Below are 15,042 nucleotides of genomic sequence, written 5' to 3'. Positions count from 1 at the left end.
ATTAATCGTCCTTCAACAAGTGACAAGGGGAGGTACTCATGGATATTTTAAAAAAACTAGAACATTACCGAGAAGAAGAGGAAAAGCTTCGTTGGGAAGGTACTTTTGGAGAATATTTGGAATTATTGAAAGAGAAGCCTTGGGTTGCACAGTCGGCACATTCCCGTGTTTACAATATGATAAAAGATGCAGGAATAGAAGAAGTAGATGGGAAGAAAAAATATCAGTTTTTTAGTAATCAACTATTCGGTTTGGAGGCAGCCCTTGAAAAATTAGTTGAAGAATACTTTCACCCTTCAGCCAAACGCTTAGATGTCCGTAAGCGTGTTTTATTATTAATGGGTCCTGTTAGTGGCGGGAAATCAACTTTAGTGACGATGTTAAAAAGAGGTCTCGAGGCATATACACGTACTGAAAATGGAGCGATTTATGCGATAAAAGGCTGTCCAATGCATGAGGATCCTTTACATCTGATCCCTAATCATTTACGCGATGATTTTTACAAAGAATATGGTATACGTGTCGAAGGGAATCTTTCGCCATTAAACATGTTGAGGCTTGAGGAAGAATACGGTGGACGAATAGAAGATGTCATCGTTCAACGAATCTTTTTCTCTGAAGATCGCCGCGTAGGAATTGGAACATTCAGCCCATCTGATCCGAAATCACAGGATATCGCTGATTTAACTGGAAGTATTGATTTTTCAACGATTGCTGAATATGGTTCGGAATCTGACCCACGTGCCTATCGATTCGATGGTGAATTAAATAAAGCGAACCGTGGTTTGATGGAATTCCAAGAAATGCTAAAATGCGATGAAAAATTCCTTTGGCATTTACTTTCCCTGACACAGGAAGGAAATTTTAAAGCTGGAAGGTTTGCATTGATTAGTGCGGATGAACTAATCGTCGCACATACGAACGAAACGGAGTATCGTTCATTTATATCAAATAAGAAAAACGAGGCGCTACATTCACGGATCATTGTAATGCCTGTTCCGTATAACTTAAAAGTTTCCCAAGAAGAAAAAATCTATGAAAAGATGATCAATGAAAGTGATGTGGCAGAGGTTCATATTGCTCCTCATACATTGAAAATTGCGGCGATGTTCTCGATCCTCACTCGGTTAAAGGAACCAAAAAGAGGGGACATCGATCTAATTAAGAAAATGAGATTATATGATGGAGAAAGTGTGGAAGGATTTAATTCTGCCGATATCGATGAATTGAAAAAAGAATTTCAGGAAGAAGGTATGAGTGGAATTGATCCAAGATATGTCATTAATCGCATATCTTCAACGATCATTAGGAAGGAAGTATCTTCTATCAATGCGCTGGATGTTCTTCGGTCATTAAAAGAGGGCCTAGATCAGCACCCATCTATTACTTCTGAACTGAAAGAAAAATATTTAAACTTTATTTCCTTGGCAAGAAAGGAATATGATGAGATTGCCAAAAAAGAAGTACAAAAAGCATTTGTCTATTCCTATGAAGAGTCTGCCAAAACATTAATGGATAATTATTTAGATAATGTCGAAGCTTATTGTAATAAAGCGAAGCTTCATGATCCTTTAACAGGCGAAGAAATAAACCCAGATGAAAAGCTGATGAGATCAATTGAAGAACAAATTGGGATTTCTGAAAATGCTAAAAAGGCCTTTCGCGAAGAAATTCTTATCCGTATTTCAGCATATGCCCGTAAAGGAAGACGCTTTGACTATAATTCACATGATCGCCTACGTGAAGCCATTCAAAAGAAACTTTTTGCCGATTTAAAGGATGTAGTTAAAATTACGACATCCTCGAAAACTCCAGATGAACAGCAATTGAAAAAGATTAATGAAGTGGTTGCTCGTCTTATTGATGAACATGGCTATAATTCGACATCAGCAAATGAGCTATTACGATATGTTGGTAGCTTGTTAAATCGATAATCCAATTTAAACATCTTCCCCCTCCTTGTAGAGGGGGATTTTATTTGGGTAAATGGATGATGGTGAATTGAAAATAATCCCTTTTGCATAGGACTAAAGTCTTAAAAATATTTTTTGGAAGCAATTTTCTTGGAAAAATTGAAAGATTGTTGGAAAACAATAGCGAATTTTGTCGATATAGAGAGTGTACTTGATAAAATCTTTAGATTAATTAAATAGGGGGGAGTAAATTTGTTTAGGAAATTTTCACTAAAAGGAAAAATGTCATTGTTCATCTCCGTGATCGTTTTAATTATGTTTGCGATAACAACGACATTGAATATTCTTGAGCTATCCACTCAATTAAAAAATGACTTAAAAAAGGAGCTTAAAAGTGTTGGGATTTTGACGACAAATTCTATCGATCGTGAGGATATCCAGTATTTAACTACAAATAGTAGTGGAAGTGACGAAATTTTTAAGAAAACGCAAGAAAAACTTGATGACATTATGGAAAAACAAGGGGTTATGAGCTGGAGCTATATTTGGAAAATGAATGGTGACAGTGTGGTTCCAATTGCTTTTACAAAAAATCTGGATGAAATTTATAAAGCAGGCGAAAATTTCACTGATTTAGCAGATATTCATTTGAAAGCAGCAACAAAAGCAATGGAAACCAATCAACCGGTTGTGACGAAAATCTTTGATGATCCATTCGGTACTTGGGAAACGGTTTTTACACCAATTGTTGATGAAAATAATAATCCAATTGCTGTGTTGGGCGTAGATTATTCAGCCGATTATATTAATAATATTATTCAAAAATCACTGATTAAAGAAATTGCTATTGCGATCATCGGAATTATCATACTTATCATCGTTATTTACTTCTCTATCCGCAAATTATTAAAACCGCTTGATAAAGTTATTTCAGTGGCAAATAACGTAGCAGAAGGAAATCTTTCTGACAGTAATCTAGACTTAAATCGAAAAGATGAAATCGGTGTTCTTTCGAATTCGATTCAATCGATGATCGATAGTTTAAGAAACCTTATTCATAATATTAAATTGACTTCGGAACATCTTGCTGCATCATCTGAGGAGCTCTCTGCAACTGCATCAGAAGGGTATCATTTCTCAAAAAAAGTTTCAGATGAAATTAAGGATGTCGTGAGTAGTACAAATAATACCTTACTGATTATGGAAGAAAGTGCACAGGCAATGACGGAATCGTCCGATGGCATTTATAAAATTGCCCAATCTTCATCTGTTGTGTCTGAGGTTTCACAGGAGACATTACAGCAAGCTGAAGAAGGAAATAAAGCAATCAAAAATGTAGTCGATCAAATGGAGAAAATCAATAATTCTGTCACTCATCTTTCTCATGCAATTAAACAGCTTGGTGTAAGTTCAGGTGAGATTGGTAGCATCGTTAATATCATTACTGAGATTGCCGATCAAACGAATTTACTTGCATTGAATGCAGCAATCGAAGCAGCTCGTGCAGGTGAACATGGTAGAGGATTTGCTGTAGTTGCTGAAGAGGTTCGGAAGCTAGCAGAGCAATCAGCACAATCTGCTCAACAAATTCATGAGCTAATCAATGAAATACAGAAGGATACGGAAAGCTCGATTTCGGTTATGGAACAAGGAAAAGAAGATGTTCAATACGGAATTGAATTGACGAAAGAAGCAGGAAATTCCTTCGAAGAAATTTTGACATCGACTAGAAATGTAGCGAGTCAAATACAAGAGGTTTCCGCAGCATCTGAACAAGTTTCGGCGACAACAGAAGAAGTATCTGCATCTGTAGAACAGCTAAAAGAATATACAGTTACCTCAGCTGATAATTTAGGAAATGTTTCAATATCCAGTGAAGAACAAGCAGCCTCTATTGAAGAAATCAGTAGAGCCACTCATTCACTAAGCGAAAAAGCAGAGGAACTTCAGCAGTTAGTTAGCAGTTTTAAACTATAAGGAAGTTTAGCTTTAGTAAAAGGCAGTTTTAGTATCTTTGAAAGCTTTACCTAAATAAGCAACAATTTTAGAAAAGAGCCTAGTAAAAAGGGGAGTTAGCAGTGAGATTACAGGGAAAGAATGTCCTTATAACAGGATCGAGTAAAGGGATCGGGAGAGCGATTGCTCTTGAGATGGCAAAAAACGGGGCAAATGTACTCATTAATCACTTTAATGATGCGGCAAATGCTATACAGGTACAACAGGAAGCTGAGAGCTATGGTGGAAAAGCATTTGTTTTTGAGGCAGATGTATCATCATCTGATAAGGTGGAAGAAATGTTCCGATTTTTTGATGAAAAGCTTGGGTCGATCGACATTTTAGTAAATAATGCCGGAATTGCAGAAGGCGTTCCTTTTACAGAAATGACAGATGGGCAATGGGATCGAATGATTAAAGTTCATTTATATGGATATTTCCATAATGCAAGGGCGGCAGCTCAACGTATGAAGAAGAAAAATTCAGGGAAGATCATTAATATTTCCTCTGACTTAGGAAGCCTAGGATGTGAAGAATTTGTTCATTACTCCGCGGCAAAAGGCGGAATTAATGCTTTTACAAAAGCGTTAGCGAGAGAGCTAGCTCCTGACATTCTTGTCAATGCTGTTGCTCCAAGTGGAACATGGACGGACATATTAAAAGATTTTGGTGACAATTATCCTGAAGAGGAAGCATCAAAATATCCATTAAAACGTCTAGCCCAACCAGAAGAAATCGCGAAAAGTGTGTTGTTTTTAGCGAGTGAAGATGCAAATTTCTATACTGGGCAAATCATTAGTCCCAATGGCGGAATCGTCATGAACGGATAATCTACATGGTTAGAATGGAAGGGTGTCTATAAAAGGGAGCCTAAATTCTTTCATATAGATCCCCTTTCGGCTATTAAAATAATTAGGAGTTTATGTATGATAAATATCATTGTTTTTCTATTATATTTAATCTTTATTTACTATATAGGATTTAAAGGCTATCAAAGAATTAAAACGGCAGAAGATTTAATTGTAGCAGGCTGGAGTATGCCGATGTTTGTTGTAACAGGAAGCTTAATAGCGGCCCTGCTTGCGGCTCCATTCTTTTTTGCTGCAGTAGGATCTGGTTATACTACAGGTGGTTTTGAAGGTACAGCGACGATGGCAGGACTTGGTACATGTATGATTCTTGGCGCCTTAATATGGACAAAGCCATTAAGACGTCTTAAAGGCTGGACAATTGCGGATTATTATGGATTACGTTATAACAGCAAAAAATTAGGCGCCTTTACTGGGATCGTTATGTCAGTAGCATTTGGTTTTTTTAATGCTGGTGCATTAACAGTTGGCGGAACCTATATCATCCAATCCATTTTTTCTATTGATTTTTTACCAGCTGCACTCATATTTGTCTTTTTAACAGTTCTTTATTCAGTTATTGGTGGACTATGGGCGGTTGCCTATACAGAAATTGTTCAAGGCTTTTTTGCGATTGTTGGAATACTTGGGATCGCAATCGTAGTCTTTTTCCAATATGATAATTTTACATTTAACCCTGATTGGTGGAATGTAAATGAATTATTCCAAAAAGGCGGCGCTGGTTTCTGGTCCCTTTATTTAGTACTAGCATTAGGAGATATTCCGGCTGCAGATTTAGGGCAACGGGTGGCGGCGGCAAAAAATCCGCGAATTGCTTATAAAAGTATGATTATTGCAGGAATCGTTGTTGTACTCATTAGTTGGATCCCTGGAATGCTTGGTGAAGCGTTCCGTCATGTTTTTCCACATAGTGATAATCCTGAAATGCTGATGCTTGCATTTGCGGAAGGCTATTTCCCTCCAGTCGTATCTGCCATATTTTTGACGGCTATGGCTGCAATGGGGATGTCTACGCTGGCGGCGTGCTACGTAGCTACTTCAGGAATTATAACGAAAAATATTTATTTGGACTTTATTAATAAAAACCCAAATCCAAAAACATTATTGCGCTTCTCTAGAGGAGCCATCGTTTTAAGCTCTTTGCTTGGGTTAACATTAGCATTAGGCTTTCAAAAGGTTATTGATTTAGCCTATTTAGCATGGGATATTGTTTTTGTTACGATATTCTGGCCAATCGTGCTTGGGCCATTCACCAAAAGAGTAAGTACACCAGCGGTTTGGACAAGTATTTTAGTAGGTCTCATCTACTATGTTCTGACATCTATTTTCGGTGTACCTGGACCTGAGAGTCATTCAGAAGGATTCCTTGGATTACTATCAGATCTTTGGAAAATGCCAGGCTTTTCTGGTGTCGTAATTTCAGGTATTACGATTGCGATTGTAAGCTTGATCATTCCACCTACGAAGGACGTTGTAGAAATGCATCGTATTGAACGCGACAAGTCTCGAGATGATGGAGAGGTAACCGAGCAAGAAGCGCATATTGCTGGATAGGTAGACCGATAAAAATAGAATAGCATGATTGACAAGACCCCTAAGATAACAGTTTTTCTTAGGGGTCTTCTTTTAAGCTTTTTGCTCAAATTTTGTTCATGTTTTCACTAAAAATAGGTTAAAACCGACAAGCTCTTTGATTCAACTGAGATGCAAACTTTATAGGATCGTTGACCCCTTTAAATGGAAAAGTCAGCAGTAGAGCTTTGACAAAAGCCTTTAAAAAATCAAAAAAAATTTAGCTAGTGCATGGCCGATGAGTAAAGGAAATGGATGAAAAAGGCTTGTCCAATGTTTTAGGTGTTTCCATTATTCTGATTATTTTATTGTAAATAATTTCGATTTTTTGCATAGTATAGAGTAATCCAAATTTATCTCTCTATTTCTACACACAGCCAACATATTGTATGTAGGGAAAATGAATTTGGTGCATGATTTAAAAAAATTGCAGGAGGGGAAAAGAGATGACTGAGTCAGAACACCAACAGTTTGTTATTTCAAGTGAAGATTGGTCCCTCCACCGAAAAGGACATGATGATCAAAAACGGCATCAAGAAAAAGTCCAGGAAGCCATTCGTAATAACTTACCCGATCTGATAACCGAAGAAAGCATCATTATGTCAGATGGCCGTGATGTGGTCAAAATTCCGATCCGATCATTGGATGAATACAAAATCCGTTATAATTATGATAAGAATAAACATGTCGGCCAGGGTGATGGCGAAAGTAAGGTGGGTGACGTTGTTGCACGCGATGGCGCGCCACAAAAGGGACCCGGAAAAGGCGATGGCGCAGGAGATCAGCCAGGGGATGACTATTATGAAGCTGAAGTATCATTAATGGAATTGGAGGAAGCATTATTTAAGCAATTAGAATTGCCAAACCTTCAAAGGAAAGAGCAGGATTTAAATACGATTGAGGATATTGAATTTAATGATGTACGAAAAACAGGATTAATGGGAAATATCGATAAAAAACGAACGATGATGACAGCCTTCAAGAGGAATGCAATAAGCGGAAAACCTAGTTTCCACCCGATTTATCAAGAGGATCTAAAATTTAGAACATGGAATGAAATTCAAAAACCAGAATCAAAGGCCGTTGTCCTTGCAATGATGGATACGAGCGGATCGATGGGAGTATGGGAAAAATACATGACTCGCAGCTTCTTTTTCTGGATGACGCGCTTTTTACGTACGAAGTATGAGACCGTCGATATCGAATTTATTGCCCATCACACGGAAGCTAAAGTAGTATCCGAAGAAGACTTTTTCTCCAAAGGTGAAAGTGGAGGTACTATTTGTTCATCTGCCTATCGGAAAGCCATAAGTCTCATTGAAGAAAAATATGAACCATCCCGCTACAATATTTATCCGTTCCACTTTTCAGACGGTGATAACTTAACCTCTGATAATCCACGCTGTATCAAACTAGTTGAAGAGCTAATGAAGGTTTCGAATATGTTCGGCTACGGTGAGGTGAATCAATACAACCGCCACTCAACATTAATGACCGCCTATAAAAATATTAAGAATGAAAAATTCCGTTATTATATTCTAAAGCAAAAATCAGACGTATTTCATGCGATGAAGAGCTTTTTTACGAAGGAACAAGAGGAAAAGGTTTTTAGTTAATTTTCAACTGCTCTCCAATGCAAATTGGGGAGTTGTTTTATTGCCTGTTATAATGAACATAAAATTATCACGCTAATTTCATGTAGGTAATCGTTTATGTTTGCCATGCACGTAACAAGTAAATATAGAATTTATTCAACTATCCATTGGGTATTTTAGCTACTTTTTTAGATGTAAATGTATGTTATGGTCTACATTGACAATTTACAAAGGTAGTGCCACTACAATCTTCCCCTGTTCGGGAATCCACATATTTATAACCCGTTGCAGGTGCTTCCGCACATTTATTAATATTAAGATAACAAAATGTTCTTTTAATAGTTGATGAACATATTACATATGCTGGAGAAATACCCATCAATTTTGAAAATAGCTTGGACATGAAATCACCTCATATAAAAATTTGGTTACCCAATGGATAGTTGAGTAAATTTCACATTATACTACTGATCTAGTTAGAAACGTTTTCATTTGAAGCGGGATAGGCGTTCTTAATAGTATTTTTCGATTTTTATCTATATAAATAAAAGATGGTAAAAACGAAATCTCGAACGTTTCAAATAGCTCGGCGTTACCCTGTAAAACTACAAAATTCTCATTATACAAATCTATGATTTTGTTTAACTGGTTCTTATCACTTTCACCACAAATTACAGCAAAATTTTGGTTTAGTCCTTTCATTTCAATCAAAAATTCTTCTAAATAGGACTCACAATAACCACATTGTGAATCGATAAAGGCAAGCGTTATTCCATTGTCTAAAATATCGGTTAATGTATAACTTTTTTGATTGATAGAGGGTAGTTTAAAGTTTGGTGCAATAATTAATGAGTTCTCAAAAGTGTTTTCATGAGAATCTTCTTTTTGTATCATCTTTTCTTTGGCTTTCTTGGGATATAACATGACAAAGCAAATGATGAACATAATGATTGATAAAAGGATTAAGCTAATCAACATGAAAGAAATCAAAATGATACCTCCAGCTTCAAGTGTTATAAATGATGATCCTATGTAAAAGGATTCTTATGATGAGAACAAATATAAAAGTTTTCGAAGTAATCAATAGTATAGATCACAACTGAAAATGGTATATAAAATTTATTCAACTATCCATTGATCCATTTAATGTTTGATATTAACTATGTTATTAGGAAAAAGAACGATTACGGTCTACATTGACAGTTTGCAAAGTAAGTAGGACTACAATCTTCACCCGTTCGGGAATCGACATATTTATAACCCGTAGCAGGTGCCTCTGCACATTGATTAATATTTAGGTAACAAAATGTTCTTTTAATAGTGCTTGAGCAAATTGGATAGGCGGAAGTTCCCATTAATTTTGAAAAAAATTTTGACATAAGATCACCTCATATAGAATTATTGGAGATCAATGGATAGTTGATCAAATTTTACATTGCACTTCTAATCTTGAAAGAAGTGTATTTTTTTATGTCATTGGTGTCTTTAAGTGTGATTTAGGATCTTTTCAATTAAGAAAAGAATCAGGGTTTATAAATTTTCTACCGTCTTCCATAAGCAGTTGAAGTTAGGATTTTATTTAGTGAAAACTAAGTGTAGTAGTTGGAAAGATTTATGTTAGAGATTTTTTTAATTAAAGACGCTTTTTCAATGTTTTCATTTGCGTATGAAGTGATCATTCTAGAAGTGTGATTAAGATAATTGAAGAAATAATCTAGAAAAATTTTCTGATGATTCATAGGAGTATCTGAAGAAGTAAAGTGGACCCCTTCGTCAAGACACTAATTTAAATTTTTTAAGGTGGGTCAGAATCCATTATGGATATCTGCTTTATAGGAGCTAGAGGTGCTCACTGGGGCTAGGGGGGTGGTAGGTGCACATTTTTTTGCGAGTGATTCATCCTACTCTATTTTTCCTTCTCAGGGGAGGTTCTGTCAAGGGCGAGCGGAGCGAGGGCTAGCCATACCCTTGACAGGTTCTTCCCTGAGAAGTATCATCCCTTATGGATGAATCACTCCGAGGCCATAAACGGAGGCGGGGGGTTTATAGCCAATCGATTGGTGAGGGCGTTCATAGTTATAGAAGTGGATAAAATTGTTAATCTCTTTCCTTGCTTCTCTTGGACTCTCGTAATCTTTTAAGTAAACCTCCTCATATTTAATCGTTCTCCATAACCTCTCTGTAACAATATTATCAAGGGCTCTTCCTTTGCCGTCCATGCTAATTCGGATGTCCTTATCCAGCAGTAATCCGGTATATTGGGGACTGGTAAAATGGCTACCCTGATCACTATTTAAGATCTCTGGCTGTCCTACCGACAGAGCCCGTTTCACTGCCTCCAAGACAAAGTCAATCTCTAGTGTTTGGTCTAGCTCCCAGCTAACGACAAAGCGAGAATACCAGTCTATCAGAGCTACAAGATACATCCAGCCTCGTTGGAGGCGAATGTAGGTAATATCGATTCCCCAGACGTGGTTAGGGTGGCTAATGGCCAAATTTCTAAGAAGATACGGATAGATCCGGTGCTCAAGATTGCGTTTACTAAGGTTAGGGCCGGGAGAAATCCCTGCAATGCCCATTTCCCGCATATGACGTTGTACAGCCTTGCGATTAATATTTATTCCATTGTTGTTTAGAACAACAGTAATTCGCCTAGACCCAAAATAGGGATGCTTGGTATAAATTTCATCAATCTTGTGCTTGATAAATATTTCCTCAGGAGAAGGCTCGACTGGCTTATAATACAAGCTAGTACGATTGAGCCCAAGCAGCTGAGCCTGGGTAGTGATTGGCAGCTCTTTATCATCCCAATCAATCATTTGAATACGCTCGGCCCTACTCCTTGATTCCAGATTTTTTTTTAAGCCACGACAATTGCGTGGTTAAACGGCCAACCTCAGCGTAGAGGTTTTCAATTTGATTTTCATATTCCGCCTTCATTTGATCCGCTTTTTTATTTTCTTTAGCGAAGATCGAAGGCATTTGATCAAGAAATGCATTCCTCCATTGTCTAATTTGATTGACGTGAATTCCATGAGATGAAGCGATTTCATTCATGGTCTTTTCTTCCTTTAGGACCTCTAGCACGATTTGAGCTTTAAACTCTGGTGTGTATCGATTTCTTTTCATAAACCTACTTTAACATCTCCTCATTTCGTGTCTAGTTTCTTGGGTCCATTATAAAGTATCATAGGCTTGCATAATACTAGAAATAGAAATATATTAACTTATTTTCTAGTTTTTGGACAATTAACAATTACTATGTTATTGTTTATTCTAAATAATGTAAATATACAGAATATTAAGAGGGGGAAATAATAGTTTGCAAATTTTTCTTGGACTGTTTAAGGGGATTGGATTTTCATACAAATTAGTCTGGGTAAATAATAAGTCATATTTATTTTTTATGGCATTTATTAAAGTAATTACAGGATTAATACCTGTTACACTTATCTATTTAACTCAAAAATTGATTAATGAAGTAGTTGGACTTTTTTCAAAAGAGAGTTCATATAGCCGTGTAATTTTCTTATTTTCCTTACAAATTGGTATTATTCTTTTTTCCTATTTTTTACAATATTTATCAATCATCAATGAAAAAAAAGTAACTATAGTAATTGGAAAAATTATCAATATATCTATTTTTGAAAAAATTAATCAAATTTCCTTTATTAACTTTGAAAAACCTGCAACTTATAACAAAATTCAAAGATTGAGTAGTAATCAATCCAGTGTCTTGAATGTTGTAGAAGAATCATCAAGTTTTATAAGAGACTTAATTACAGTGTCTTCGATCCTATTTTTTTTAATCGCACAGCACTGGGCATTCATACTCATTCTTTTTGTTGGTATTCTTCCTCTTTTTTTTATTGAGATGAGTTATGGCAATAAAAGATTTGAACTGGCAAAATTTTTAACTCCCTTTGGAAGACTTGAATCTTATATCGCAGGTTTGCTAAATAACCGTGATTCACTCAAGGAAATTAAATTATTTGGAACTGGGAAATATCTTATTAGCAAATGGGAGGAGAATTATCAGTTATTTGCAAAAAATGAACTTTCTCTGCTGAAAAAACAGGGGATTTTCACTTTTATCGCGCAATTTTTATTAATCACTACCTATGCATTATCAGGATTACTAGTACTGCTCCTAATCTCTTCAGGGAAATTACTTGTTGGAAGTTTTGTATCCGTTTTACAAGCCGTGCAAAATATTCAAGAATCTTTAAGTAATATCTCAAGAAATATAGCAAAAATCTATGAGAGTAGTTTGTTTATTGAAGAGTATCGAGAGTTTATGGAAATGGAGGAGATGAATGAAGGTCATCATGGATCAGTCATTAATCATATTGAAGCCATTCAAATAAGAGATTTAGCTTTTACTTATCCAGATGAATTGAAACCTGCTATTCAAAATATTTCTATAGATATTCCATTGGGAAAGAAAATTGCCATTATCGGTGAAAATGGTTCTGGAAAAACAACATTAACTAAATGTATTTCAGGATTATATGAAGTAAGTACGGGAATGATTTCGATAAATGGAATGGATATGAATCAGATTAATAAAAACTCATTTCATAAAAAAATCTCTGTCCTTTTTCAGGATTATGAAAAATACAATTTTACTGTAAAGGAGAATATAGGATTTGGAAATATAAATAACATCGAGAATGCTGAAGAAATTCAATTGGCAGCTATTCGGACAGGTATTCATTCGAAAGTGGAAAAATTTCCAAAACAGTATGAAACTATATTAGGAAGGCTTTTTGATGGAGGACTTGAACTCTCAGGAGGCCAATGGCAGAAATTAGCTTTATCAAGATCATTATTTAGGGAAACAGATCTAATTATTCTGGATGAACCGACTTCAAGTTTAGACCCAATCTCTGAAATAGAAATATTACAGCAATTGTTTAAACAAACGCCAGATAAATCAATGATTTTTATCACTCATAGACTTGGAACAGCGTATTTGGCCGACGAAATTCTTGTTATGAAAAACGGAGAAATTATTGAGCGTGGCAGTCATTCAGATTTATTAAGTTATAGAGGGCAGTATTACGAAATGTACACATCGCAATCACAACTTTATGAGAAGGAAGGTTTGGTTTTGTGAGTTACATAGTCTACATGATTCAAGTCACTCTAGCATTCCTATTTATAACAACGGCATTTGATAAAATAAAAAACTGGAATAAACACAAAATATCCATTTTTCAATATAAACTCTTACCTAAACGTTTCATCACTTATTTTTTGTTTTTAATGGTTGTTTCGGAATTAATGATTGCCATTTTATTTTACTTTTTTTCAGTAAATATATTTAGTGTTTCGCTCTTAACTGTAATTATATTAATTTATACTTCTGCCGTTGTCATCAATCTGATCCGGGGGAATACGGAGATAAATTGTGGTTGTGGAAGCTTTTTAGAGAATCAAGAGCTAAATTACGGAATAGTGATAAGAAATATGTTTATTATAGGTTTTGCATTTATTCCTTTTTTTAATGATTCACCATTAATCATTAACTTCTTTTTCAAACTGTTTTTTAGTCTATGTTCAGTTAATGTACTGATATTTATTGCAATAATAAAGGAAACTAGATTGTTTGTAGTTCATTCAAAGAGAATATATAAAGTGATTGAATGATAGGAGGAATCAACTTGTCCACAATTTATAATATCTCATTGATTACGCTCATTATACTTTCTTTAGGACAACTAGTATTAATTTTTTTCCTTGCTAGATATATAGGAGCATTTATCCGTAAAATCGAAAGTGTTAATGGCATAAAAATTGGTACACTTCAGCTTGATCAAATTGCTCCTGCTTTTAGAGAATATAATCATAAGGGAGAGAAAGTAATATCAACTGAATTATTTAGTAATCATAGTACTTTATTGCTATTTATTAATACAAATTGTCCAACTTGTAAATCATTATTACCTGAGTTAAGAAATATAAAACGACATTACTCTATTAATTTAGTTTTAGTAAATACGGATGAACAGCATGAGGATAATCTCATAGTCAACCATGTTAGTGAAGACATGATTTATTTGCGCTCAAATAAATTGATGAGGCTCTATTCGATTACAACGGTGCCTTACGGAATACTAATAAATGAAGATAAGAAAATAGAGCAAATAAGCGAGATGAAAAATAGCAATAGTCTTTGGAATTTGCTATTAAATGTAGATAGAAAAGTATCGTGATTTTAAGGTTAATGACACTTTTAAAGAAGTAGAAGTTTTACTTGATAAATAGTGTAACTGCCATTTCTGGGATTACACTTATATGTTACCCAAAAACAGGAGCCCGTATTGTACTCGTTCTTTAGGAGGTTTATTTTTATGAGTAATGGGAATGATTTTACAAAATTTATTTCTCAATTTCCAAATGCAACTAAATTCTATTTTTACTTTAATGATGGTGTAGAAGTTTTATGTAAAATAGATACAATGTATGAAACAGATAATGGTTTGGAGATTGGAGACCCGTTATATGAAGAATATTACGCTGCAGCTGTTGAAATAATTGAAGTAATGAAAAATAATAATGAAATGAACTTGTTTAAGGTTGGACAGCTTATAGAAGTTTCTAATAAAAATTCTCCTCAATGGATAAAAAGCTTGGATAGTAAAGTTATTTGGTCAAGATAGTTGCTAAGAGTAATTTAGAAATGAATGAAGTAATGAAAATATAGTTTCATGAATAGAGATATTCCTATAATTTATTAGAAGGGTTATATTACCATAATATAACTCTTTTTTTGGCCATAAAAATGGAAATTAACCTAATTAAAAATACATCTAGGAGAATATAATAAAGTACACAAATAATGAGGGAATTGGTGATTCTTGTTGCAGATCGTTATGCTGAACCGTATCATAAGTAAATAAAGTTTTTTCGAAAAAAATAACAGCACCTTCTAATCGAATGGAGAGGGGCTGTTTTATTATTTGTATGACTTTGTAGCAGGATGTATCTTCATATCGTGTCTTCAACTATGTATCCAGAGAATAATCGAATACAATTTTTAGAAAATGAGCTTAAAAAAACAAAAAGCATGAAATTAGCGGAATGATGTTGAAT

Annotated in this window: 12 protein-coding genes; 9 read left to right on the top strand and 3 right to left on the bottom strand. The window is 35.0% G+C overall.

Annotated features, from left to right (window positions below):
• Positions 1–38 precede the first annotated feature (38 nt).
• The 5 genes from MHI39_RS19290 to yhbH all read left to right on the top strand — a co-directional run bounded on the left by MHI39_RS19290 (position 39) and on the right by yhbH (position 7,965).
• Positions 39–1,934 carry a PrkA family serine protein kinase gene (locus MHI39_RS19290; protein ID WP_058003378.1) on the top strand — a complete coding sequence of 632 codons (1,896 nt, stop codon included), beginning with the start codon at positions 39–41 and terminating at the stop codon, positions 1,932–1,934.
• Between the two features lie 231 nt (positions 1,935–2,165).
• On the top strand, positions 2,166–3,890 hold the full coding sequence (locus tag MHI39_RS19285; protein WP_342539985.1) for a methyl-accepting chemotaxis protein: 1,725 nt from the start codon (positions 2,166–2,168) through the stop codon (positions 3,888–3,890).
• Positions 3,891–3,991: 101 nt separating this feature from the next.
• The gene (locus MHI39_RS19280; protein WP_342539984.1) at positions 3,992–4,738 is read left to right on the top strand and encodes a 3-oxoacyl-ACP reductase family protein; all 747 of its coding nucleotides are present in this window, start codon (positions 3,992–3,994) and stop codon (positions 4,736–4,738) included.
• A 96-nt stretch (positions 4,739–4,834) separates the two neighbouring features.
• Entirely contained in the window at positions 4,835–6,331 is a 1,497-nt protein-coding gene (locus tag MHI39_RS19275; RefSeq protein ID WP_078109746.1) for a sodium:solute symporter family protein, read from the top strand.
• A 464-nt stretch (positions 6,332–6,795) separates the two neighbouring features.
• The gene (yhbH, locus tag MHI39_RS19270; protein ID WP_058003381.1) at positions 6,796–7,965 is read left to right on the top strand and encodes a sporulation protein YhbH; all 1,170 of its coding nucleotides are present in this window, start codon (positions 6,796–6,798) and stop codon (positions 7,963–7,965) included.
• A 438-nt stretch (positions 7,966–8,403) separates the two neighbouring features.
• Here the strand turns inward: yhbH and MHI39_RS19265 are convergent, their stop codons facing one another.
• From MHI39_RS19265 to MHI39_RS19255, 3 genes are all read right to left on the bottom strand, one after another.
• The gene (locus MHI39_RS19265; protein ID WP_342539983.1) at positions 8,404–8,934 is read right to left on the bottom strand and encodes a redoxin domain-containing protein; all 531 of its coding nucleotides are present in this window, start codon (positions 8,932–8,934) and stop codon (positions 8,404–8,406) included.
• Between the two features lie 194 nt (positions 8,935–9,128).
• Positions 9,129–9,323, bottom strand: coding sequence for a hypothetical protein (locus MHI39_RS19260; RefSeq protein ID WP_342539982.1), 195 nt, complete (start codon positions 9,321–9,323; stop codon positions 9,129–9,131).
• 621 nt (positions 9,324–9,944) lie between these two features.
• A protein-coding gene (locus tag MHI39_RS19255; protein ID WP_152984831.1) for an IS3 family transposase occupies positions 9,945–11,073 on the bottom strand; the annotation gives its coding sequence in 2 pieces (ribosomal slippage) (positions 9,945–10,808 and positions 10,810–11,073; 1,128 coding nt in all).
• Between the two features lie 193 nt (positions 11,074–11,266).
• On the opposite strand from MHI39_RS19255, the gene MHI39_RS19250 reads away from it, so the two are divergent.
• The 4 genes from MHI39_RS19250 (at position 11,267) to MHI39_RS19235 (ending at position 14,609) form a co-directional block, all read left to right on the top strand.
• The gene (locus MHI39_RS19250) at positions 11,267–13,063 is read left to right on the top strand and encodes an ABC transporter ATP-binding protein (protein ID WP_342539981.1); all 1,797 of its coding nucleotides are present in this window, start codon (positions 11,267–11,269) and stop codon (positions 13,061–13,063) included.
• Positions 13,060–13,596: a MauE/DoxX family redox-associated membrane protein gene (locus MHI39_RS19245; protein WP_342539980.1), complete on the top strand. Its 537-nt coding sequence runs from the start codon at positions 13,060–13,062 to the stop codon at positions 13,594–13,596. Before MHI39_RS19250 ends, MHI39_RS19245 begins: the two co-directional genes overlap by 4 nt.
• A gap of 14 nt (positions 13,597–13,610) precedes the next feature.
• The gene (locus tag MHI39_RS19240) at positions 13,611–14,162 is read left to right on the top strand and encodes a thioredoxin-like domain-containing protein (protein WP_342539979.1); all 552 of its coding nucleotides are present in this window, start codon (positions 13,611–13,613) and stop codon (positions 14,160–14,162) included.
• 138 nt (positions 14,163–14,300) lie between these two features.
• The gene (locus tag MHI39_RS19235; protein ID WP_251346321.1) at positions 14,301–14,609 is read left to right on the top strand and encodes a hypothetical protein; all 309 of its coding nucleotides are present in this window, start codon (positions 14,301–14,303) and stop codon (positions 14,607–14,609) included.
• The last annotated feature ends 433 nt before the right edge of the window (positions 14,610–15,042 follow it).

The sequence above is a fragment of the Heyndrickxia sp. FSL K6-6286 genome, from assembly GCF_038630395.1.
Lineage (GTDB): Bacteria > Bacillota > Bacilli > Bacillales > Bacillaceae_C > Heyndrickxia > Heyndrickxia oleronia.
Note: the sequence above shows the minus strand (reverse complement) of the source record. Positions and strands in the feature narration are given on the sequence as shown.